Annotated in this window: 20 protein-coding genes; 9 read left to right on the top strand and 11 right to left on the bottom strand. The window is 63.7% G+C overall.

What is annotated here, in order from left to right; all coding sequences use genetic code 11:
* Positions 1-2: 2 nt before the first annotated feature.
* Entirely contained in the window at positions 3-893 is an 891-nt protein-coding gene (locus ACI2JX_RS07345; protein WP_368971420.1) for an NAD(P)-dependent oxidoreductase, read from the bottom strand.
* Between the two features lie 179 nt (positions 894-1,072).
* Here ACI2JX_RS07345 and ACI2JX_RS07350 point away from each other — a divergent pair, with 179 nt between their 5' ends.
* Positions 1,073-1,984 carry a LysR family transcriptional regulator gene (locus tag ACI2JX_RS07350; RefSeq protein WP_186553349.1) on the top strand — a complete coding sequence of 304 codons (912 nt, stop codon included), beginning with the start codon at positions 1,073-1,075 and terminating at the stop codon, positions 1,982-1,984.
* A gap of 5 nt (positions 1,985-1,989) precedes the next feature.
* Here the strand turns inward: ACI2JX_RS07350 and ACI2JX_RS07355 are convergent, their stop codons facing one another.
* The 8 genes from ACI2JX_RS07355 to ACI2JX_RS07390 form a co-directional block, all read right to left on the bottom strand.
* Positions 1,990-2,724 (bottom strand): peptidase, encoded by a 735-nt coding sequence (locus ACI2JX_RS07355; protein WP_404689765.1) that lies wholly within the window; start codon positions 2,722-2,724, stop codon positions 1,990-1,992.
* Positions 2,725-2,802: 78 nt separating this feature from the next.
* Positions 2,803-3,582, bottom strand: a complete 780-nt coding sequence (locus ACI2JX_RS07360; RefSeq protein WP_264234543.1) for a transglutaminase family protein — start codon at positions 3,580-3,582, stop codon at positions 2,803-2,805.
* Positions 3,579-4,529, bottom strand: a complete 951-nt coding sequence (locus tag ACI2JX_RS07365) for an alpha-E domain-containing protein (protein ID WP_264234544.1) — start codon at positions 4,527-4,529, stop codon at positions 3,579-3,581. The genes ACI2JX_RS07360 and ACI2JX_RS07365 overlap by 4 nt, the downstream gene beginning before the upstream one ends.
* A gap of 3 nt (positions 4,530-4,532) precedes the next feature.
* Entirely contained in the window at positions 4,533-5,942 is a 1,410-nt protein-coding gene (locus tag ACI2JX_RS07370; RefSeq protein WP_186553345.1) for a circularly permuted type 2 ATP-grasp protein, read from the bottom strand.
* 309 nt (positions 5,943-6,251) lie between these two features.
* Entirely contained in the window at positions 6,252-7,193 is a 942-nt protein-coding gene (locus ACI2JX_RS07375) for a LysR family transcriptional regulator (RefSeq protein ID WP_186553344.1), read from the bottom strand.
* Positions 7,194-7,296: 103 nt separating this feature from the next.
* Complete coding sequence (locus ACI2JX_RS07380) at positions 7,297-8,820, bottom strand: tripartite tricarboxylate transporter permease (protein WP_404689766.1); 1,524 nt, start codon at positions 8,818-8,820, stop codon at positions 7,297-7,299.
* Positions 8,817-9,347, bottom strand: coding sequence for a tripartite tricarboxylate transporter TctB family protein (locus ACI2JX_RS07385; protein ID WP_186553342.1), 531 nt, complete (start codon positions 9,345-9,347; stop codon positions 8,817-8,819). The genes ACI2JX_RS07380 and ACI2JX_RS07385 overlap by 4 nt, the downstream gene beginning before the upstream one ends.
* Before the next feature lie 20 nt (positions 9,348-9,367).
* On the bottom strand, positions 9,368-10,378 hold the full coding sequence (locus tag ACI2JX_RS07390) for a Bug family tripartite tricarboxylate transporter substrate binding protein (protein WP_404689767.1): 1,011 nt from the start codon (positions 10,376-10,378) through the stop codon (positions 9,368-9,370).
* Positions 10,379-10,605: 227 nt separating this feature from the next.
* On the opposite strand from ACI2JX_RS07390, the gene ACI2JX_RS07395 reads away from it, so the two are divergent.
* From ACI2JX_RS07395 to ACI2JX_RS07430, 8 genes are all read left to right on the top strand, one after another.
* Complete coding sequence (locus ACI2JX_RS07395; RefSeq protein WP_404689768.1) at positions 10,606-11,931, top strand: MFS transporter; 1,326 nt, start codon at positions 10,606-10,608, stop codon at positions 11,929-11,931.
* Entirely contained in the window at positions 11,924-12,883 is a 960-nt protein-coding gene (locus ACI2JX_RS07400) for an amidohydrolase (protein ID WP_264234547.1), read from the top strand. The genes ACI2JX_RS07395 and ACI2JX_RS07400 overlap by 8 nt, the downstream gene beginning before the upstream one ends.
* Positions 12,880-13,893, top strand: coding sequence for a 4-hydroxythreonine-4-phosphate dehydrogenase PdxA (locus tag ACI2JX_RS07405; protein WP_264234548.1), 1,014 nt, complete (start codon positions 12,880-12,882; stop codon positions 13,891-13,893). The genes ACI2JX_RS07400 and ACI2JX_RS07405 overlap by 4 nt, the downstream gene beginning before the upstream one ends.
* Positions 13,894-14,281: 388 nt before the next feature.
* Positions 14,282-15,595 carry an MFS transporter gene (locus ACI2JX_RS07410; protein WP_368971427.1) on the top strand — a complete coding sequence of 438 codons (1,314 nt, stop codon included), beginning with the start codon at positions 14,282-14,284 and terminating at the stop codon, positions 15,593-15,595.
* A gap of 30 nt (positions 15,596-15,625) precedes the next feature.
* A complete protein-coding gene (locus ACI2JX_RS07415; RefSeq protein ID WP_186553336.1) occupies positions 15,626-16,801 on the top strand; it encodes an L-lyxonate dehydratase in 1,176 nt (391 codons plus the stop codon).
* A gap of 55 nt (positions 16,802-16,856) precedes the next feature.
* Positions 16,857-17,852 carry a 2-keto-3-deoxy-L-lyxonate dehydratase gene (gene araD1, locus ACI2JX_RS07420; RefSeq protein WP_404689769.1) on the top strand — a complete coding sequence of 332 codons (996 nt, stop codon included), beginning with the start codon at positions 16,857-16,859 and terminating at the stop codon, positions 17,850-17,852.
* A 56-nt stretch (positions 17,853-17,908) separates the two neighbouring features.
* Entirely contained in the window at positions 17,909-19,498 is a 1,590-nt protein-coding gene (locus tag ACI2JX_RS07425) for an aldehyde dehydrogenase (NADP(+)) (RefSeq protein WP_404689770.1), read from the top strand.
* A gap of 104 nt (positions 19,499-19,602) precedes the next feature.
* Positions 19,603-19,767: a hypothetical protein gene (locus ACI2JX_RS07430; RefSeq protein ID WP_404689771.1), complete on the top strand. Its 165-nt coding sequence runs from the start codon at positions 19,603-19,605 to the stop codon at positions 19,765-19,767.
* Positions 19,768-19,797: 30 nt separating this feature from the next.
* Here ACI2JX_RS07430 and ACI2JX_RS07435 read toward each other — a convergent pair whose 3' ends face one another.
* Entirely contained in the window at positions 19,798-20,655 is an 858-nt protein-coding gene (locus ACI2JX_RS07435; RefSeq protein WP_404689772.1) for an SDR family oxidoreductase, read from the bottom strand.
* Positions 20,656-20,697: 42 nt separating this feature from the next.
* The gene (locus ACI2JX_RS07440) at positions 20,698-21,237 is read right to left on the bottom strand and encodes a type 1 glutamine amidotransferase domain-containing protein (protein WP_404689773.1); all 540 of its coding nucleotides are present in this window, start codon (positions 21,235-21,237) and stop codon (positions 20,698-20,700) included.
* Positions 21,238-21,391 lie beyond the last annotated feature (154 nt).

Genomic DNA, 21,391 nt, shown 5'->3' on the forward strand with positions numbered 1-21,391 from the left:
GGTTATTCCCCACGGCCAAACAAAGCGTTGTCGGTGCGCTGCACGATGCAGCAGAAATCGTCGGAATCAGGCAGGGTCTGGCTGCTCTGTTGCCACAGTTGCGCGACCAGGCGCGACAGTGGCAGGTCAAGGTCCAGGCTGGCGGTCAGGTCGCAGGCCAAGCCGACGTCCTTGCGCATCAGGCCCATGGTGAAGCCTGAGTCATAGGCCTTGTTCAACACCCAGGTCGGGAACATCACCTGGCTGGCGCCGCTACGGCCGGAACCGGCGTTCAGGCCTTGCAGCAGCTTCTCTGGATCGACGCCGGCCTTGGCCGCCATGCTGACGGCTTCGGCGGTGCTGATCAGGTGCGCGGCAGCCAGCATGTTGTTGGCGATCTTGGCAACGTTGCCGGCGCCGACACTGCCGATATGCACGCGGGTGCCGCTCATGGCTTCAAGCACCGGCGTGACCTTGGCGAGGTCGCCAGGTTCGGCGCCGATCACCATCGACATGGTGCCAGTGGCAGCGCCTTTGGGGCCGCCGGAGACCGGTGCGTCGATAAAACCGATGCGCTGCTCGCGCAGTGCCGCGGCCACCTTGCGGCTGGTTTCGGGGGTAGAAGTGGTGGTGTCGATCACCACCAGTCCGGCACGGCCCAGCTCGAGGATGCCGTCATAACCCAGGCACACGGCTTCGACGTGTTCCGCTTTAGGCAGCGACAGGATCAGCACATCGACCGCCGGGATCAGCTCGGCGCATACGCCGACCGATTTCACCCCGAGGTTTTCCGCCTGGGCCAGGGCTGCGCCCGACAGGTCGAAACCACTCACGTCAAAGCCTTTCCCCGCCAGGGTCGCGGCCATGCCGCGGCCCATGTTGCCAAGCCCGATCACACCTACTTTCAACGTCATGGAGATACTCATCCTCGAATATGTGCCCGCATTGGGTGAAGCAACCCCGTCGGGCCGGTGTGCAAGCGCTGCCGACGTCGCCCTGGGCTGATGGGTCGAGTATGGACAGCCCTCTGCGATCGCAGCAATAATCAGTGAAATGAATTTCTGTTGCCTTTAGCGCAACACACAGGAGCCTTATGAGCGTGGTCCAGGATCGCCGCATTCTTTACTTCTTCGAGGCCGTTAAACTGGGTAGCGTGCGCGCCGCCGCCGATTACCTGGACGTGGCGCCGTCGGCGGTCAGCCGGCAGATCGCCCAGCTCGAACAGGAACTCGGTAGCCCGCTGCTGGAGCGGCATCGGCGTGGGGTCAAGCCCACGGAGGCGGGTGATCGGGTGCTGCATTACTACCGTCAGCGCCTCTCGCAGCAGGAAGTGCTGCTCGATTCGCTGCAGGCGCTGCGCGGCTTGCAGAGCGGTTCTGTGGTGCTGGCGGCGGGCGAGGGCTTCATCGATGGCTTGGCGGCGCCGCTTAGCCGGTTTTCCGAGCTGTATCCGCGCATCGACCTGCAGGTGAACGTGTGCGGCACCAATGAAGTGATTCGCCAGGTGGTCGAGGACGAAGCGCATCTGGGCCTGGTGTTCAACCCCCCAGGCGATCCGAAGATCCGCTCCCATGCCCACACCCAGCAACCGGTGTGCGTGGCCGTCAGCCCCGATCACCCGCTGGCCAAGGAAACCGCGCCGCTGCCGCTCAAGGGGCTGGACAACTACCGCTTGGCGCTACCCGAGGTGTCCTACGGCATTCGCCAGATCGTCACCCTGGCCGAGCATCGCCTGGGCATCACCCTCAAGCCAACGCTGACCTGCGGCACCTTCGCCATGCTCAAGCGCTTTTCGATGTACGGCGGGGTGACCTTGATGCCAACTTTCGTCATGGAAGAAGAGATTCGCAGCGGCCACCTGGTCGCCCTGGCGCTGCAAAGCGAAGTGTTCAGCTCCCCGGAAACCCACTTGATCAGCCGCCTGGGCCGGCAATTGAGCGTCGGCGCCAGTCGTTTATTGAGCATGCTTTTGCAGGACATGACCGCGTTCAAGGCGCAGCCTTGAACGCATCACTCTGCCAGGTAGTTGCGTGGCGGAGGGGGCAGCTCGGCTAGCAGCTGTTTCAAGCCATCGCTCCATTGCTGGCGAATTTGCCGGTAATAAGGGTCATCGCTGGTAATGCGCAAGCGCTCCATGGCCTGCAAGCGGTCTTTGCGATACACCAGCAGATCCAGTGGCATGCCCACCGAGAGGTTGCTGCGAATAGTGGAGTCGAACGAGATCAGGCCGCAGCGAAGCGCCTCATCCAGAGGGGTGCAATAGCTGAGGTTTCGATCAAGAATCGGCCTGCCGTACTTGCTCTCGCCCAGTTGCAGGAACGGCGTGTCCGGCGTGGCCTGGAAAAAATTGCCCTGCGCGTAGACGTTGTAGATGCCCATCGGCGCGCCTGCGATCTGCCCACCGACGATGAACGAGCTGCTCAGCTCGATCTCCTCGGTCAGTACGCTGCGATCGCGCATCACCACTTCGCGCAGGGTTTCGGCGACCAGCACCGTGGCGTCGTAGAGCGTGGCGACATTCAGCAGGTGACTGCCAGTGGCGCGGGTCCGTTGTTCGAGCAGGTTGATCACCGATTGCGAGGTGGCCAGATTGCCAGCGGTTTGTAGCACGATCAGCCGATCGCCCGGCACGCTGAACACGAACAGTTTGCCGAAGGTGGAGATCTGGTCGATGCCTGCATTGGTGCGTGAGTCGCTGATGAAGACCAGCCCGTCCGCCAAGTGCATAGCGACGCAGTACGTCATGCTGTTTCCTTTGTTATCGAGATTGGATGATCCCGCCGTACTCGATGCGACGGGATCTGCTTGTGCAGCGACAGAGGGTTATTGGCGCTGCACCTGGACGTTGGCCATCATCGATTCGACCCCGCCACCACGGCGTACGCCCCTGACCGGGCAGGCATCGAGATAGTCCAAGCCAATCGCCAGCTTCAGGTGCCGTTCCGGTCGGGTCAGGCGATTAGTGATGTCGAAGCTGTACCAGGCCTCGTCGACCCAGGCTTCGGCCCAGGCGTGGCTGGCCAGGTGGTCTTGGTCCTCGGTGCACAGATAACCGGAGACATAGCGTGCCGGGATACCCAGGCTGCGTGCGCAGGCCAGAAACGCATGGGTATGGTCCTGGCAGACCCCAGCAGCGCCAGCGAAGGCCTCGATGGCCGTGGTGCCCACCGAAGTCGCCCCCGGGCTATACGGCATGTGCTCGGCCAAGGCCTGCATCAGCGCGGTCAGTGCGGCCCGGTCGCGCTGAGCGCCGCAGTGCTGCACCGCGAACGCTTTTAGGGCATCGCAGGCTTGGGTCAGGTGGCTGCTGCGCAGGAACGGCAGGGGCGACTGACTGCCAGCCTCCCATTCGCAATCCGGGTCGATCTCCACCCGGCCACTGGCCGTAAGGGCCAGGTGGCCATGGGGTTTGTCCAGGGTCAGCACATGCAGGATGTTGCCATAGGGGTCGATCTGGCTGTTGACCTTGCAGGGCAGGTCCAGCTGCCATTCGAGAATGCGCTGGCGCTCACTGCTGCGCGGGGTCAGGCGCAGGAACTGGATGCTGTTGCGCACGTCGCTGGCGTAGCTGTAGGTGGTGTCGTGGCGAATGGACAGTTTCATACGACCTCCAGATAGGAGTTATGCACGCTTTGGCCGAGCCGGTTGATGCGCTCGATGAAATCGCTCAGCCACAGGTGCAGGCCGGCTTCGAGAATTTCATCGATTGCGGTGTAGCGCAGGCGGGCATTGAGTTCGGCGGCCATGCGCTGGGCGGCGCGCCCGGTGCTGCCGGGCAACCCTGCGAGGATCAGGTCGAGCTCTTCGATACAGGCGTGCAGCGAACGTGGCACGTCCACCCGCAGCAACAGCAGTTCGGATACCGGGCGGGCGCTGGGTGGGGCGCGGTAGATTTCATTGAAGGCTTCATACGAGGTCAGTGCGCGCAACAAGGCGCTCCATTGGTAGTAGCCGCGGGCGGAGTCGTCGCTGACTTCCTCGGAGGCTTCCCCGAACATCTCGTAGCGCGCATCGAGCAAGCGCAGGGTGTTGTCCGCCCGTTCGAGGAAGGTGCCCAGGCGGATGAAACTGTAGGCGTCGTTGCGCATGATGGTGCCGGAGGTCGCGCCACGGAACAGGTGCGAGCGTTCCTTGACCCAATCGCAGAACTGGCTGATGCCGTAGCGCCCCAGGCCATTGCTGGCAATGTTGCGCATCTCGATCCAGGTGGCGTTGATGTTTTCCCACATATCGGCGGTGATCCGGCCACGCACGGCATGGGCGTTGGTTCGGGCGGCCTGCAGGCAGCAGTAGATGCTGCTGGGGTTGGTCGCATCGAGCGCGAAGAAGTGCAGCATGCGCTCGGTGTCGAGCTCGGTATGGCGCCGGATGTAGTCGTCCAGGGTGCCGGAGGCCAGTAGCGACATGGCCAGCTCGGCGTGGCCATCGCTACGCCCGGCCTGGGGCATCAGCGACAGCGAATAGCTGACCTCGAGCATGCGCGCAAGGTTCTCGGCGCGTTCCAGGTAACGGGACATCCAGTACAGATCGGAAGCGGTTCTTGAGAGCATCGGTCAGTCCTCCACCACCCAGGTGTCCTTGGTGCCGCCGCCCTGCGACGAGTTGACCACCAGCGAGCCTTCTTGCAAGGCGACCCGGGTCAGGCCGCCCGGCACCAGGCGGGTTTCGCTGCCCGACAGGACGAACGGACGCAGGTCGATGTGGCGCGGCGCGATGCCGTTTTCGACGAAGGTCGGACAGGTCGACAAGCACAGCGTGGGCTGGGCGATGTAGGCGTGCGGGCGGGCCTTGATGCGGGCCCGAAAATCCTCGATCTGCGCAGCGCTCGCCGCCGGCCCGACCAACATGCCATAGCCACCTGAGCCCTGCGTCTCCTTGACCACCAACTGCGGCAGGTGCGCCAGCACGTGGGACAGGTCCTGCGGCTTGCGGCATTGCCAGGTGGGCACGTTGCGCAGAATCGGCTCCTCACTGAGGTAGAAGCGGATCATTTCGTCGACATAGGGGTAGATCGACTTGTCGTCGGCGACCCCAGTGCCGGCAGCATTGGCCAGGATCACGTTGCCCGCCCGGTACACGGCGATCAGCCCGGGCACGCCGAGCATCGAGTCGGGGTTGAACGACAAGGGGTCGAGGTACTCATCGTCCAGTCGCCGATAGATCACGTCCACTTGCTGGGGACCTGCCGTGGTGCGCATGTAGACATGGTCGTCGCGCACGAACAGGTCGGCGCCTTCGACCAGCTCGATGCCCATCTCGCGGGCCAGGAACGCATGCTCGAAGTAGGCGCTGTTGAAGCGCCCCGGGGTGAGCACCACTGCGGTAGGGTTATCCAGCGGGCTGGCACTCTTGAGTGTGTCGAGCAGCAGATTGGGGTAGTGATCGATGGGCGCGATGCGCTGGGCGGCGAACAGCTCGGGGAACAAGCGCATCATCATCTTGCGGTCTTCGAGCATGTAGCTGACCCCGCTGGGGGTGCGCAGGTTGTCCTCCAGCACGTAGTAGGTGCCATCGCTGTCGCGAACCAGGTCGACCCCGGTGATATGCGCATAGAGGCCGCGATGCAGATGCAGGCCTTGCATGGCGACCTGGTAGCCCTCGTTGGCCAGCACCTGCTCAGGCGGGATGATGCCGGCCTTGAGGATGCGCTGGTCGTGGTAGATGTCCTGCAGGAACAGGTTCAGCGCCTGCACCCGCTGGATGCAGCCGCGCTCGACCGTGCGCCACTCGCTGGCGCGGATGCTGCGCGGGATGATGTCGAACGGGATCAGGCGTTCGGTGTCTTGCTTGTCGCCATACAGCGTGAAAGTGATACCGGCACGATGAAACAGCAAGTCGGCCTCGCGCCGACGTTGCTCCAGCAGCTCCAGTGGGGTGTTCGCCAGCCAGCGGGCGAAGGCTTGATAATGTGGGCGGCAACTTCCGTTAGCCTCATACATTTCATTGAAAAACGCTCGGGACATACCCACTCCTTGCCACGTCTAGTCGGCATTCTTATCGTCGGCGGCGCTATTGCAGGGCGCTGCAGGTCAGCACTGCAATGACGATGCCGAAACGCCTGGGGCAGGGGTGATAAGTGCAGAACGTGCAACAAACAGCCGATGTGCGCTGTTTGCTATCAAAAAAGCGGACCTATTGAGTGGATTACTGGCCAATGGCCGGGGGTCGCCGGCTTAGCCAAGGCTTGGGCATTATTGAAAATGCATCAAAACAGAGCGCGGCGGTCGTTGCCTGTGAAGATGACCCTAAGTGGTGCCTGGCCTGAACCAAGATCAGGTCGAACGCCCTTGCTCAGCCCGCACCGCCGCCATGAACGTCTGCATCGCTGACGACTGCACGCGATTGCGCCGGGTGATCAATCCATAAGGCGGCAGGCGCGGCTCAAGCTGGATCGGCAGCACCGCCAGCAAGTGCCGCCCTGGGTAGTCGTCGACCACCGAACGCGGGGTGATGCCAATCATGTCGGTCTGCTGCAGCAACGACAGCAAGGTCATGATCGAGGTGGTCTCGACGATGCTGCTGGGCAAGTCGATCCGGGCGTTGTGGAACGCCTGGTTGACGATGGTGCGCATCGGGCTTGGATGCTGTTGCAGCACCCAGGTCATTTCCTGCAGCTCGGTCCAGGCGATCTTTTTCACCTTGGCCAGCGGGTGCTGGGCGCCGGTGATCACGCACAGCTCCTCTTCGCCGAGGCTGTCGAACTGCAAGTCGTCGGTACGCGCATTGCTCGGGATGCGCCCCAGCACTACATCCAGCTGGTCCTGTTGCAGGGCCTGGACCAGGACATCGCTGGTGTCCACCTGCAGGCTCATCGACAGCCGTGGGTGGCTCTGCTTGAGGGTGGCGATGGTGCGCGTCAGCAAGCCTGAGGCCAGCGCTGGAATGGCACCGATGGTGACCCGGCCGAGGTTGCCCGATTCCAGCGCGACCATTTCCTCGCGCATGCCCGACAGCTCGGCGAAGATCATCCGCGCATAGTAGATCAGTGTTTCGCCGAATGGTGTTGCGCGCATGCCGCGGGCCAGGCGTTCGAACAGCTCGACGCCGAGCAGGTCCTCGGCTTCGTGGAGCATCTTGGTGGCGGCCGGTTGGGTCATGCCGATCTCTTCGGCGGCGCGGCGCAGCGAGCCGAGTTCGTCCAGGGCCAGCATCAGGCGCAGTTGCCGCAGGCGCAGCCGGCTGTGGATGATGTTGGCGTCGGGGATGCGGGACATGGTCTGGCTCGTGGGCATAGGGGAGGCCAAGATTGACAAGAAATGGAGGAGGGCGCCACCGCCGCGGGGCAGGCGCGCCCTCAAGGCGGTGGCGACTGCAAGGTTATGCCGGGCGCCGGGCCAGCTTGCGCCCGAGCACGCTACGCAGACTGGCGATGGCCTTGGCCAACAGCGGCCAGAACAGCATCACCAGAGCCGCGCTGGTCAGGCTGGCCACCAGCGGGTTGGACCAGAAGATCGCCAACTGCCCGTCGGAGAACAGCATCGACTGGCGGAAGGCGTCCTCGGCCTTGTCACCCAGCACCGCTGCCAGCACCAGCGGGGCGATCGGATAGCCGAGTTTCTTGAACAGGTAGCCCAGCGCACCGAAGATCAGCATCAGGCCGACATCGGTCATCGAGTTGTGCACCGAATAGGCACCGATAGCGCAGACCATGATGATGATCGGCGCGATGATCGAAAACGGGATGCGCAGGATCGAGGCGAACAATGGCACCGTGGCCAGCACCACGATCAGGCTGACGACGTTGCCCAGGTACATGCTGGCGATCAGCCCCCAGACGAAGTCGTGCTGTTCGACGAACAGCGTCGGCCCTGGATGCAGCCCCCAGATCATCAGGCCACCGAGCATCACTGCGGCGGTTGCCGAGCCGGGGATGCCCAGCGTCAACATCGGTAGCAGGGCGCTGGTGCCGGCGCTGTGGTCGGCGGTTTCCGGGGCGATCACCCCTTCCACCTCGCCACTGCCAAAGCGCTCGCGGTTTTTCGAGAAGCGCCGCGCCAGGCTGTAGCTCATGAACGAGGCGGCGGTCGGCCCGCCAGGGGTGACGCCCATCCAGCAACCGACCAGTGCACTGCGCAGCCAGGTCAGCCAGTAGCGTGGCAGCTTGGCCCAGGTGCGCAGGATCACCATCGGCGTGATGCGCGCCCGTTCACCGCGAAACACCAGGCCTTCCTCCACTGTGCAAAGGATTTCGCCGATGCCGAACAGGCCGATCACCGCCACCTCGAAGCTGAGCCCCGAGAGCAGCCAGGGTTGCTCGAAGGTCAGGCGCAGTTCGCCGGACACAGTGTCCATGCCGACGGCCGCCATGCCGAAGCCGATCATCATCGCTACCAGGGTCTTGAGCGGTGGGTTCTTGCTCAGGCCGATGAAGGTGCAGAACGCCAGCAGATACACGGCAAAGAATTCCGGTGAGCTGAACTGCAAGGCGAAGCGGGCGATATGGGTCGACAGGAAGGTCAGCAGCAACACCCCGACCAGCGCGCCGAGCAGCGCCGAGGTGAACGCGGCGGTCAGCGCTTCGCCGGCCTGGCCGTTGCGCGCCATCGGGTAGCCGTCGAAGGTGGTGGCCACCGACGACGGCTCGCCGGGTATGTTGAACAGGATCGAGGTGATCGAGCCGCCGAACAACGCTCCCCAGTACATGCACGACAGCAGGATGATCGCCGACACCGGCTCCATGGTGAAGGTCAGCGGCAGCAGCAGGGCCACGCCATTCGGTGCGCCCAGCCCTGGCAGCACGCCGACCAGAATCCCCAGCAGCACACCGACCACCATCAGCCCCAGGTGATGTGCGCTGAGGATCAGGCTCATGCCTTGCATCAACGAGTCGATTTCACTCATGGCCGCAGCCCTCCCAGTACATTGGCCACGTCACCCAGCAGGCCAGCTGGCAGCGGCACCTTGAACCACAACGCGAAGATCAGGTAGCTGGCCAGTGCGGCGCCGCAGGACACCAGCACCATGGTCAGCCAGCGATGGCCCTGACCTGCGCGCCGTGCGCGCCACATGAACCAGGCGATGAACAGGATCGAGGCCAGGTAGATGCCGGTGAACGGTATGGCGGCGACAAAGCCCACGATCGGCAGGAACACCGCCAGCACCTGGCGAAACGCCTGGCGGCCGACGAAGGATTCGGCGACCGCTGGGCGGCGCAGCAATGCCAGCAGCAGATTGCCGAGGCTGGCGCAGCTCAGCAGCAGGCCGATGTAGAAGGGGAAGTAGCCGGCCTCGGGGCCGGCATCGCCCCAGCCGATGCCGATCGCCAGGCTGCCGTGCATGAGGATGGCGCCCAATGCGCCGGTGAACAGGGCAAGGCCGGTCTCCACCCAGCGGGTGGCAACCAGCGGTGTGTCTGAGGGGCTGGACATGGTGCTCTCCCTTGCAAGGTTCACTGGCGCAGCCAGCCGGCATCCTGGAACAGCGGGATGACCCGCTCACGGTCCTGTTCGATGTAGCTGACCAATGCCTGCCCCTCAAGGAAAGTCGGGGCCAGCGCCGAACGCTCGATATAGGCCTTGAACTCCGGGGTCTGGCTGACCTTGCGCAGCAGTTCGACATAGAAACTGCGTTGCGCCTCGCTGATCGCTCCCGGCAGGAACACCGTGCGCGGGAAGCGGTACTGGTCGATGCCCAGGCCCTGCTCATGGCAGGTGGGGATGTCGGCCCAGGACTGCTCGGCGGTGACCTTTTCCTGGTAGATCATGCGTTCGTGGCTGAACACGCACAGCGGCCTGACCTGGCCGCCACGCCATTGGCTGAGGCTTTCGGCGGGGTTGTTGAGGTTGGCCGCGATGTGCTTGCCGGCCAGCTGGATCGAAGCCTCGCTGCCGCTCTTGAACGGGATGTAGGTGAGCTTGCTGCCGACCTGCTTGCCGATCAGCAGGGCCAGGGTCTGGTCGACATCTTTCGACTGGCTGCCACCAAAGCGCAGCTTGCCGCCATCAGCCAACGCGCCTTTGAACGCTGCGGCATCGGCCCAGGGTGCATCCTGATAGGTCCAGAGAATGAAGTCGTCCTCGGCCACCGCTGCCACTGGCGTGAGGTCGGTCCACTGGTAGCCGAGCTTGGCCACCAGCGGCAACAGGTACACATTGTTGGTGCCGATCACCAGTTTGTGCGCATCGCCCTGGGCCAGCTTCATGTCGAGAAAGGCTTCGGCGCCGTTGCCGCCACCTTTGTTGAGCACCACGGTATTGACGTCCAGCAGCTGATGCTGGCTGATCGCCGACTGGATCAGCCGGGCCAGTTGATCGGTGCCGCCGCCCGGGCCGCCGGCGACCACGATCTCCACGTTCTTCTGGGGTTTCCAGGCCTCGGCGAGGGCGGGCAGGGCGGGGGTGCTGAGCAGCGCGCAGGCGGCCAGGAACGACGACAGGTGACGCGCGTAGGCGTATCGCATGGGTGACCTCTTGTTGTCTTTGTTATGGGTAGCCGCAGTGTGCGAAGGGAACCGATAAGCGTCTATTCAAAGTTAGGCATACATCGATAGCCCTGGGTTATAGCTGAGCGATAACCTCAGGCAATGGCTGTATGAGCAGCTTTGATTAGACGGTTATCGTTGCGCCGGCCATAGTCGCTGTGCCGGCAACGACCGGATCACAACAATAACAAGCAGAGGTAGCTCCTATGGCTCAGGCACAAACGGCTGTGCTGCAAGCTGCGCGTTCAGCCGATAAAGCTGTCGCGCTGAAGGCCAGCAACGTGCGCTGGCGCATCTTCGCCATCATCTTTGCCCTGACGGTGATCAACTTGATCGACCGTGTTTCGCTGTCGATCGCCATGCCCACCATTGCCGCCGAATTCGAGCTTTCGCCGAGCATGCAAGGGCTGATTCTGAGCAGTTTCTTCTGGGCCTATGCGTTGTTGCAGATCCCTGGCGGCTGGTTGATCGACCGCTTCGGTCCGCGCCGGGTAATCGGCTGGTCAACGGGTTTGTGGGGGGCTTTCCAGACCCTCGCGGCATTCGCCACGGGCGGGTGGTCACTGATGTTCGCGCGGGTGGCGCTGGGCGCTGCGGAGGCGCCGTTGTTTCCGTCCGGCGGCAAACTCAATTCGCTTTGGCTCGGCCCCAGCGAGCGCAGCCGCGGCGCGGTGCTGATGGACTGCGGCGGGCCGTTGGGGGCTGCGCTTGGTGGGCTGATCATCGCCTACCTGATTGCTGTGCTCGGCTCCTGGCGCATCGCCTTTTTCGTCGCCGGCATCGCCACCCTGGCCATGGCCTGGCTGGCTTGGCACTACTTGCGCGACAACCCCGCCGAACATGCCTCGGTCAATGCCGCCGAGCTTGAGCAAATCAATGGTGGGCGCGCCGTACCGGCCGCTGAAGCGGCGCAGCAACAGGCTAAAGGCCTGGGCATCGCGCCACGCTCGCTGACCGGCATCCTGCTCGGGCGCGCCAGTTGGGCCATGGTGTTCTTTGGCCTGTTGACCTGGGGGCCGAGCTATCTGGCCCATGCCCGCGGTTTCGATATCAAAGGCATCGGCGCTGCTACCTTCATCATCTTCCTGTGCGGGGCGCTGGGTTCGCTGGTCGGTGGCTTCCTGTGCGACATGTTGATCCGCAAGGGCGTGCGCCGAGGCTTGGCGGCCAAGGGGCTACTGAGCTTTTCCGGCCTAGTGGCGCTGTGCGCGTTTCTCCTGCTGCCTGGCCTGAGCAATGCCTATGCCGCTGTAGCGCTGCTGTCGCTGACGGCGTTCTTCCTCATGTGGGGCAGCCTCTACTGGAGCTTCCCAGCATTGCTCGCCGCGCCCTCGCGGGTAGGCCTGATCGGCGGCGTGATGAACCTCGCCGGCAGCCTGGGCGGCATCGTCGTGCCGATTCTGGTCGGCGTTCTGTTGCAGCACCTTGGGGGCTACCCGGCGGTGCTCGGATTCTTTGCCCTGTGTTCGGCGCTGTTCATCGTCGGCACGTTGTTGATCGCTCTGGACAAAACCGAGGTTAACCATGGCTGAGTTGTACGACGGGCCAATCGTCGATGCCCATCATCATTTCTGGGACCCCGTGAACAACCCGCATCCGTGGTTGGCGGCGAGCGCCAATATCCCGTTTCGCTACGGCGACTACAGCGCGATCAAACGGCGTTACTTCCCGCAGGACTATTTTGCCGATGCCGGCGAGCACCAAGTGGTCGAGACGGTGTACGTGGAAACGGAGTGGGACTCAAACGACCCCATCGGCGAGTCCCGCTTCATTCATGCGCTGGCCGCCCGCTACGGCACGCCGAATGCGGTGGTTGCCCAGGCCTGGCTGGATGCCGACGATGCCCCCCAGGTGCTGGCAGCCCAAGCGGGCTTTGCGCGGGTACGCAGCGTTCGGCACAAACCGGGTGGGCCCACCCATCCCAACCAGGTTGGCCGTTCGCACAGCTTGATGAGCGATCAGCAGTGGCGCCGTGGCTACGCCGAGCTGGGCCGCCATGGTCTGCACTTCGACCTGCAGACGCCGTGGTGGAACCTCGACGAGGCGGTACGCCTGGCGCGGGATTTCCCCAACACCTTGCTGATTCTCAATCATGCCGGGCTGCCGTCCGATCGCAGCGCCCAGGGCCTGGCCGACTGGCAGGCGGCCATGGCGCGCTTCGCCCGTTGCGACAACGTCGCGGTAAAGATCTCCGGCATTGGCCAGGCCGGCAAGCCGTGGCGCGCCGAGGACAACGCCTGGATCGTGCGCCAGGTCATCGCCCTGTTTGGCAGCGAACGGGCGATGTTCGCCAGCAACTTCCCGGTCGATGGCCTGTGCGGCAGCTTCGATGAGATCTACCGCGGCTTCAAGCGCATCGTTGCCGACTTGCCGCCTACCACCCAGGAACAACTTTTTCTGCGCAATGCACGGCGGATCTACCGCACCGTGCCCGACACCCTGCGCCATGCCCAGCTATCGCCCGACATGAGGACTCCCGTATGAGCAAGCACACCCTTCCACGCCTGGCCATGGTGCTCGGCGATCCGGCCGGTATCGGCCCCGAGCTGATCGCCCGGCTGCTGGCCGAAGCGCAGGTACGCAGCCAGGCGCACGTGGTGTTGATCGCCGACGAGGACGAAGTGCGCCGCGGTATGCAGATCGCCGGTTGCGAGTTCCCCTATCGGCGGGTCGACTCGTTGCAGACCCTGGACTTCGCCGATGACACGCCGTTGCTCTACCCGTATCGCGGCCAGGCCCAGGGCGCCTTTGCGCGCAGCGAAGCCAGTGTGATTGGCGGGCGCTACAGCCTGGATACCTTAGCCGTGGCCCTTGAGCTGACCCAGTCGGGCAAGACCGACGCGATACTGTTCGGGCCACTGAACAAGACCTCGCTGCACCTGGCAGGCATGGGCCACAGTGACGAGCTGCACTGGTTTGCCGAGCGCCTGGACTTCACCGGGCCGTTCTGCGAGTTCAACGTGCTCGATGCGTTGTGGACCTCGCGGGTTACCTCGCACGTGGCCCTGGCCGAGGTGCCGGGCCTGCTCAGCCAGCAGCGAGTGCTCGAAGCGATTGGCTTGATCGACACCGCACTCAAACGCAGCGGTCTCGTCCGCCCGCGTATCGGGGTGTGTGGCCTGAACCCGCACAATGGCGACAACGGCAGCTTTGGCCGTGAGGAGCTGGACATTATCGGCCCGGCAGTGCAGCGGGCGCGTGAGCAGGGCATCGATGCCGATGGCCCGTATCCTGGCGACACCATCTTCCTCAAGGTACAGGGCGATGCCAAGGCCTTCGACGCCGTGGTGACCATGTATCACGACCAAGGCCAGATCGCCATCAAGCTGATGGGCTTCTCGCGCGGCGTCACTGTACAGGGCGGCCTGCCGATCGCCATCACCACCCCAGCCCACGGTACCGCCTTCGACATCGCAGGGCAGGGCAAGGCCAATGTCGGTGCCACCCGCCAGGCCTTCGAAATTGCCTGTCGCATGGGCCGCAACGCCCGCTGAGTGCCCGGCGGCTTTGCCTGACACAACTCAATCCCCACGGGTTGTACAGGATTCTGTGGGAGCGGGCTTGCCCGCGAAGGCCGCACCACCCCCTCCCAGCCCTGCGCAACCCCATCACAGCTAATCATCCGGCGGCCCCGTGAAGGGCCGCCTCTAATAACGCTCCTAACTTCTCCAGCCAGTTGGCTGCACAGCCTGCTACCCGCACGTCCAGGTGATAACCCCAACGCGACCAACCAAGCGAAAGGTATTACCTCAGGCTATCGATGGATACGCATAAGTGATTATCCAGGCCGGCAAGGCCCCTCTAAAGTCGCCCCCAACACCAACAATAAAAACCTGCCTGGCCGCTTCCCTCAGCGCTCCAGGCAAACGCGGAGATCGCTCCATGAACGACCCTGCCAGCTCTCTGGCCTCGGCCATTTCTACCAGCCGTGCGCGGCTGCTGCCTTTTCTGATCCTGATGTACGTACTGGCCTTCATCGACCGTGCCAACGTCGGTTATGCCCGCGCCTACCTGCAGGCCGACACCGGCCTGAGCGACGCCGCGTTCGCCTTCGGTGCAAGCATCTTCTTCATCGGCTATGCCTGTTTCGAAGTGCCCAGCAACCTGATGCTGCACCGTCTCGGCGCCCGCGTCTGGCTGTGCCGGATCATGGTTACCTGGGGCCTGGTCAGCGCGGCGATGATGTTCGCCGACAACGCCACCACCTTCTATGTGCTGCGCTTGCTGCTGGGCGTTGCCGAGGCGGGCTTCTTCCCCGGGATCATCCTGTACCTCACCTACTGGTTCCCGGCCCGCAGCCGTGCTCAGGCCCTGGGCTTGTTCTACTTCGGTCTGCCTTTGGCGCTGGTGCTGGGCGGGCCGCTGTCGGGCTGGCTGCTGGAGTTCAAGGGGGTGTTCGGCATGGCCAACTGGCAGTGGCTGTTCGTCGTCGAGGGGCTGCTGGCGTCGCTGGTCGGGATTGCCGCGTATTTCTACCTGGTTGATCGCCCAGCCCAGGCCCGCTGGTTGAATGACGCGCAAAAACAGGCGCTGGAGCAGCAGCTGGCCGAAGAAGATGCGCAGAAACAGGGCCACGGACCGCATGGCTTTCTCGGTGCGTTACGCAATCGCCAGGTACTGAAGTTCTGCCTGGTGTATTTCACCGTGCAGATGAGCGTGTACGGCGTGGTGTTCTACCTGCCGACCCGCATCGCCAGCTTCCTCGACGGCCAGGTCAGCCTGAATGTCGGCCTCTACACCGCCATCCCTTGGGCGTGCGCCTTGGTGGTGACCCGCCTGGTGACCCGTTACGCCGACCGTAGCGGACTGCATCGGCAGCTGGCGGTGGTCATGCTGGCCATGGCGGCGGCGGGTATTGCCGCCTCGGCGCTGGCCGGCAGCCTTGCACTGGCGATTGTCGCCTTCTGTTTCGCCGCCGCCGGCTTCGTTGCCGTGCAACCGCTGTTCTGGACCCTGCCCACCGGCTACCTCAGCGGCGCCGCCGCCGCCAGTGGCATTGCCCTGATCAACTCGTTGGGCAATCTCGGCGGTTTCGTTGCGCCGAACCTCAAGACCCTGACCGAAACCCTGTTCGCCGACCCCCGCGCTGGCATGTTCGCCTTGGCCGTGGTCGGCGTGCTGGGGGCCTGCCTGCTGTCCCGACTGAAAGCTTCCCGACCCACCCCAGCCCCGCTCGAAGTTGCCCGGGCCGGCTGATCATCCCTTGTAGTGAGAGGACCTTCACCGATGAAAATCAAATCTGTCCGCACCCGTGTCTTTGAATGGAAAGGCAAAGTCGTGCCGCCCCAGGCGCACTTTTGCACCAACGCCAGCGACATCCTCTTCGAGCGTGGCGATGCCATGGGCTCATTCCGCTTCCATGGTTGGCTGGTGGTAGAAATCGAAACCGACACCGGCATCGTCGGCATCGGTAACTGCGCCCTGGCGCCGCGAGTGGCCAAGGAAATCATCGACCTGTACCTGGCACCGATCTGCATCGGCGAAGACCCCTTCGACAGCGAGTACATCTGGCAGAAGATGTACCGCCGCACCCATGCCTGGGGACGCAAGGGCATCGGCATGGCCGCCATTTCGGCCATCGACCTGGCGATCTGGGACATCATGGGCAAGGCCGTCAACAAACCGGTGTTCAAGCTGCTCGGCGGGCGCACCAAGGAAAAGATCTGGACCTACGCCTCCAAGCTCTACGCCAATGACAACCTCGACCTGTTCCTGGAAGAAGCCCAAGGCTATCTGAACCAAGGTTTCACCGCGCTGAAGATGCGCTTTGGCTACGGCCCCAAGGATGGCCCGGCCGGCATGCGCCGCAACATCGAGCAGGTGCGCGCGCTGCGTGAACTGGCCGGCCCGGATGTCGACATCATGCTCGAATGCTACATGGGCTGGACCCTGGAGTACGCCCGGCGGATGCTGCCCAAGCTGGCCGAATTCGAGCCGCGCTGGCTGGAAGAGCCGGTGATCGCCGATGACATCGAAGGTTATATCGAGTTGAAGAAGATGGGCATCATGCCGATCTCGGGCGGCGAGCACGAGTTCACCGGCCATGGTTTCAAGGACCTGCTCGAGCGCCGTGCGGTGGACGTCATCCAGTACGACACCAACCGCGTCGGCGGCATTACCGCCGCGCGCAAGATCAACGCCATGGCCGAAGCCTGGTCGGTACCGGTCATTCCCCATGCCGGGCAGATGCACAACTATCACCTGACCATGGCCAGCACCGCCTCGCCGATGGCCGAGTTCTTCCCGGTGTTCGACGTCGAGGTCGGCAACGAGTTGTTCTACTACGTGTTCAAGGGCGAGCCGCAACCGGTCAACGGCTACATCCAGCTGGACGACGACAAGCCGGGCCTGGGGCTGGAGATTTCCGAGCAATACCTCAACGACTTCAACATCATCGAATGATCGCGTCGGGCGCCGCCACGCGCTGGCGCCCGGCCTTGCGCAAGGGGAACGACACATGCGGTTGATTCAATTCGAAGACCAGGCCGGCCAGCGCCGCGTGGGGGTGATCGAAGGCGCTCAGGTGCGCACGTTGCGAGCAACCAGCAGCACCCGCGAACTGGCCTTGGCGGCGATCCGCAGCGGCCATGGCCTGGTCGAAGAGGTCCTGGCCCGTGGCAGTGACGCCGGCCCGGACTATGCCGGCCTGCTGCAGGCGGGCAGGGTATTGCCACCGCTGGACCATGAAGACCCGGCCCATTGCCTGGTCAGCGGCACTGGCCTGACCCACCTGGGCAGCGCCGCGACACGCGACAAGATGCACCAGCAGGGCGAGCCAGACGAAGCGACCCTGACCGACACCATGCGCATCTTCAAATGGGGGCTCGATGGCGGCAAGCCTGCGCAGGGGCAGGTCGGGGCGCAGCCAGAATGGTTCTACAAGGGCGACGGCAGCATCGTCGTCCGCCCCGGGGGTGACCTGCCGCTGCCGGCGTTCGCCGAGGACGCTGGAGAGGAGCCGGAGTTGGTCGGGCTGTATGTGATCGGCGATGACGGCCTGCCGCATCGGCTGGGCTATGCCTTGGGCAACGAGTTTTCCGACCATGTGATGGAGCGGCGCAACTACCTCTACCTGGCCCATTCCAAGCTACGTGCCTGCGCCTTTGGCCCGGAGCTGCGGGTCGGCGAGCTGCCAGCGCACCTGCAAGGTCGCAGCCGCATCCTGCGCGGCGCGCAAGTGCTGTGGGAGGGTGAATTCCTCTCGGGCGAGGGCAACATGTGCCACAGCCTGGCCAACCTTGAGTTCCATCACTTCAAGTACGCCCAGTTCCTGCGCCCCGGCGATGTCCACGTGCATTACTTCGGCACTGCCACGTTGTCCTTCGCCGACGGCATCAAGGCGGCGCCTGGCGACACCTTCGAAATCGCCATGGATGAATTCGGCGCGCCTTTGCGCAACGGCATCGTCGCTTGCGAAGTGCCGATCCTGCCGGGGGCTGTCGCCCGTCTCTAGGATTGCTTGTCAGAAAGCCGGCCCAGACTCGGCCGGCTCACGCTTATGAGGTCGTTATGCTCAACTTGCTCGGTTACAACTACATTGGCGGCGCGCGCTGCGCCGCGGGTGCGGTGGTATTGCACAGTTTTGACGCGCATACCGCGCAGGCACTGCCGTACCGTTTTACCCAGGCCACCGCTGAAGAGGTGGATGCCGCTGCACAGGCGGCAGCCGCTGCATTTGCCGCCTACCGCAGTACATCCCCCGATCGACGTGCAGCATTTCTTGAGGCCATCGCTGAGGAAATCGACTTGCTCGACGACAACTTCGTCAGCGTGGTCTGCCGCGAAACGGCGCTGCCTGAGGCGCGTATCAAGGGCGAACGGGCGCGCACCAGCGGCCAGATGCGCCTGTTCGCCGAGGTGCTGCGCCGCGGTGACTGGCTCGGCGCACGCATCGACCGTGCCCAGCCGGATCGCCAACCGCTGCCGCGCGTCGACCTTCGACAATGCCGAACCGGCGTCGGGCCAGTCGCAGTGTTTGGTGCCAGCAACTTTCCCCTGGCCTTCTCCACCGCGGGGGGCGACACCGCTGCAGCCTTGGCCGCCGGCTGCCCGGTGGTATTCAAGGCTCATTCCGGGCACATGGCTACAGCCGAGCTGGTCGCCGATGCGATCATGCGTGCAGTGCAGCGTTGCGCCATGCCCGACGGCACCTTCAACATGATCTACGGCGCTGGCGTGGGCGAGCAGCTGGTCAAGCACCCCGCGATTCAGGCGGTGGGCTTCACTGGCTCGCTCAAAGGCGGGCGCGCCCTGTGTGACATGGCGGCGGCGCGGCCCCAACCGATCCCGGTGTTCGCCGAGATGAGCAGCATCAACCCGGTGTTGCTGCTGCCCGCTGCCATCGCCCAGCGCGGCGAGGCGGTGGCAACCGAACTGACTGCCTCCGTGGTGCAAGGTTGCGGGCAGTTCTGCACCAACCCAGGGTTGATAATCGGCGTCCGCGCCCCGGCCTTCACCGAGTTCCTCGAACAGTTTGCTGCGCGCATGGCCGACCAGCCGGCGCAGACCATGCTCAATGCCGGCACCCTGGACAGCTATTGCAACGGCGTCGCCGCGTTGCACGGTCATCCTGGCGTCCGCCATCTGGCCGGCCGGCCGCAACAAGGCCAGCAGGCGCAGCCGCAACTGTTCCAGGCGGATGCGCAGCTGCTGCTCGATGGCGATGCCAGGTTGCAGGAAGAGGTCTTCGGCCCTTGCACCCTCGTCGTCGAAGTGGCCGATGAGCCACAGCTGGTGGACGTAGTGCGGGCGTTGCATGGCCAGCTCACTGCGACCTTGATTGCCGAACCCGAGGACCTGCAGCAGTTCGCCAGGCTGGTGCCGGAACTTGAGCGCAAAGCCGGGCGCCTGCTGCTCAACGGCTACCCAACTGGCGTTGAAGTGTGCGATGCGATGGTTCACGGCGGGCCTTACCCGGCCACCTCGGACGCCCGTGGCACCTCGGTTGGCAGCCTGGCGATCGACCGTTTCCTGCGTCCGGTGTGCTACCAGAACTACCCGGATGCGCTGTTGCCGGATGCGCTCAAGGATGCCAATCCGCTGGGCATCATGCGGCTCGTCGACAGTGGCTACACGCGAGCGCCACTGACGTCTGCCTGAATCAGGAAAAACGTGGCAATGCCGGCTTGCGCTGTGGCCTGAACTTGATTGACCGTCAGGGCATCACTTGTTCAACGGGACACCGAGAGGGAGCAGGGCAAGCGATGAAAAAGCATAGCGAAGACAGCGTTGAAACACCGCCACCGGCCAAGCCGCAGGGTGAACAGGAGCGGGACAACGATGCCCATCGACCGGATGGTTCGTCAGGTACCGAGCATGATTCGACCGCGCAGAAGACGGCTCGCCAACAACCGTCGAAAAAGCACTGAGGCCCGCACCCGCGGGCCTCAGCGTCGTGCTCAAAGAATCGGTTTGCCGCCGGTGACCGCGTAGCGCGAGCCGGAGATGTAGCTCGCTTCATCAGAAGCCAGCAGGACGTAGATCGGTGCAACCTCAACCGGTTGCCCTGGGCGTCCCATCGGGTAGCCCGAGCCGAAGTTCCTCACCGCCTCATCCGGCATGGTGGCGGGGATCAGCGGTGTCCAGATCGGCCCAGGCGCGACACTGTTGACCCGAATGCCTTGCTTGGCCAGCAACTGGGCAAGGCCTGCGCTGAAGTTGGCGATGGCGCCTTTGGTAGCGGCATACGCCAACAGGTTAGGTGACGGGTCATCGGAGTTGACCGAACTGGTATTGATGATCGAAGCACCTTTGCCCATCGACGGCAACGCCCGCTGGCAGATGCGAAAGATCGCCGTGATGTTGGTGTCGAAGGTCTTCACCCACTCATCATCGTCAATCTCGTCCAGGGTTTCATGGGCCATCTGGAACGCGGCGTTATTGACCAGGATGTCGATGCGACCGAACTGCGCCACGGTTTTGTCGACGATCTCGTAGCAGTGCTGTTTGTGCGCCAGGTCACCGGGTAGCAGCAGGCATTGGCGACCCGCCGCCTCGACCCAGCGCGCGGTTTCCTGGGCATCGTCGTGTTCATCGAGATAGGCGATGGCAACGTCTGCGCCTTCGCGGGCATAGGCAATCGCAACCGCTCGGCCGATGCCGCTGTCGGCACCGGTGATCAGGGCGATCTTGCCGTCGAGCCGATTGTGCCCGGTGTAGGTCTGTTCACCGCAGTCCGGATACGGCTCCATCTTGCGTTGTGAACCTGGAACGCTTTGCGCTTGGGAGGGGAATGGCGGAGTAGGGTAGTCGCTCATGGAACAAGGCTCCTGCAGTGGTATTCGTTGGAAGAGTAAAAATCAGCCTGCCAAGGCCTTGATCAACTGCTCATTGAAGGCCGGAATATCATCAGGTTGGCGGCTGCTGATCAGGTTGCCATCGACCACCACCTGCTCATCGGCCCAGATGCCACCGGCATTGCGAATATCGTCTTGCAAGGTTTTGTAGCTGGTCATGCGCTTGCCTTTGGCCAGGCCACTGGACACCAGCAGCCATGCGCCGTGACAGATCACCGCCAGCGGTCTGCCGGCTGAGTCATGGCTTTTCACCAGTTTTTGCGCGCCGGGGATCAGCCGGATCGTGTCGGAGTTCTGCACCCCGCCTGGTAGCACCAGCGCGTCGTACAGGTCGAGTTGGGCGCTGTCGAATGTGGCATCTACCGTGAATGGGTCGGCGGGCTTGTCATGATTCCAGCCGCGGACCGTACCTGGCTTGTCACTCAGAATGTCGACGACCGCGCCGTTTTGCTCCAAGGCTTCGCGCGGGCCGGTCAGTTCCACCTGTTCGAACCCGTCGGTGACCAGAAACGCCACGCGCTTGCCGTTCAATTGTGCACTCATGGGGTTAGCTCCTTTATCAGTAGATCTGAAGTAGGAGGCCCATCAGCACCGGGCAAAGTTCATGTGCAAAACCCGAACGGTTCAGGCTCAAGCGAATGATGATGTGTAGCTGGCGCGCGCTTTTGCGCACTCAAACGAGAGTTTTCGGCGTATT

Origin of the sequence: Pseudomonas sp. NPDC088890 (assembly GCF_044900155.1) — a bacterium.
Taxonomy (GTDB): Bacteria; Pseudomonadota; Gammaproteobacteria; order Pseudomonadales; family Pseudomonadaceae; genus Aquipseudomonas; species Aquipseudomonas urmiensis.

Excerpts from the sequence above, each read along its gene's own strand:
- ACI2JX_RS07345 (WP_368971420.1), bottom strand. The coding sequence starts at position 893 with ATGACGTTGAAAGTAGGTGTGATCGGGCTTGGCAACATGGGCCGCGGC.
- ACI2JX_RS07400 (WP_264234547.1), top strand. The coding sequence starts at position 11,924 with ATGGCTGAGTTGTACGACGGGCCAATCGTCGATGCCCATCATCATTTC.
- ACI2JX_RS07365 (WP_264234544.1), bottom strand. The coding sequence starts at position 4,529 with ATGCTCTCAAGAACCGCTTCCGATCTGTACTGGATGTCCCGTTACCTG.
- ACI2JX_RS07360 (WP_264234543.1), bottom strand. The coding sequence starts at position 3,582 with ATGAAACTGTCCATTCGCCACGACACCACCTACAGCTACGCCAGCGAC.
- ACI2JX_RS07355 (WP_404689765.1), bottom strand. The coding sequence starts at position 2,724 with ATGACGTACTGCGTCGCTATGCACTTGGCGGACGGGCTGGTCTTCATC.
- ACI2JX_RS07390 (WP_404689767.1), bottom strand. The coding sequence starts at position 10,378 with ATGCGATACGCCTACGCGCGTCACCTGTCGTCGTTCCTGGCCGCCTGC.
- ACI2JX_RS07415 (WP_186553336.1), top strand. The coding sequence starts at position 15,626 with ATGAAAATCAAATCTGTCCGCACCCGTGTCTTTGAATGGAAAGGCAAA.
- ACI2JX_RS07440 (WP_404689773.1), bottom strand. The coding sequence starts at position 21,237 with ATGAGTGCACAATTGAACGGCAAGCGCGTGGCGTTTCTGGTCACCGAC.
- ACI2JX_RS07405 (WP_264234548.1), top strand. The coding sequence starts at position 12,880 with ATGAGCAAGCACACCCTTCCACGCCTGGCCATGGTGCTCGGCGATCCG.
- ACI2JX_RS07375 (WP_186553344.1), bottom strand. The coding sequence starts at position 7,193 with ATGTCCCGCATCCCCGACGCCAACATCATCCACAGCCGGCTGCGCCTG.
- ACI2JX_RS07430 (WP_404689771.1), top strand. The coding sequence starts at position 19,603 with ATGAAAAAGCATAGCGAAGACAGCGTTGAAACACCGCCACCGGCCAAG.
- ACI2JX_RS07395 (WP_404689768.1), top strand. The coding sequence starts at position 10,606 with ATGGCTCAGGCACAAACGGCTGTGCTGCAAGCTGCGCGTTCAGCCGAT.
- ACI2JX_RS07380 (WP_404689766.1), bottom strand. The coding sequence starts at position 8,820 with ATGAGTGAAATCGACTCGTTGATGCAAGGCATGAGCCTGATCCTCAGC.
- ACI2JX_RS07425 (WP_404689770.1), top strand. The coding sequence starts at position 17,909 with ATGCTCAACTTGCTCGGTTACAACTACATTGGCGGCGCGCGCTGCGCC.
- ACI2JX_RS07410 (WP_368971427.1), top strand. The coding sequence starts at position 14,282 with ATGAACGACCCTGCCAGCTCTCTGGCCTCGGCCATTTCTACCAGCCGT.
- ACI2JX_RS07350 (WP_186553349.1), top strand. The coding sequence starts at position 1,073 with ATGAGCGTGGTCCAGGATCGCCGCATTCTTTACTTCTTCGAGGCCGTT.
- ACI2JX_RS07370 (WP_186553345.1), bottom strand. The coding sequence starts at position 5,942 with ATGTCCCGAGCGTTTTTCAATGAAATGTATGAGGCTAACGGAAGTTGC.
- ACI2JX_RS07435 (WP_404689772.1), bottom strand. The coding sequence starts at position 20,655 with ATGAGCGACTACCCTACTCCGCCATTCCCCTCCCAAGCGCAAAGCGTT.
- araD1 (WP_404689769.1), top strand. The coding sequence starts at position 16,857 with ATGCGGTTGATTCAATTCGAAGACCAGGCCGGCCAGCGCCGCGTGGGG.
- ACI2JX_RS07385 (WP_186553342.1), bottom strand. The coding sequence starts at position 9,347 with ATGTCCAGCCCCTCAGACACACCGCTGGTTGCCACCCGCTGGGTGGAG.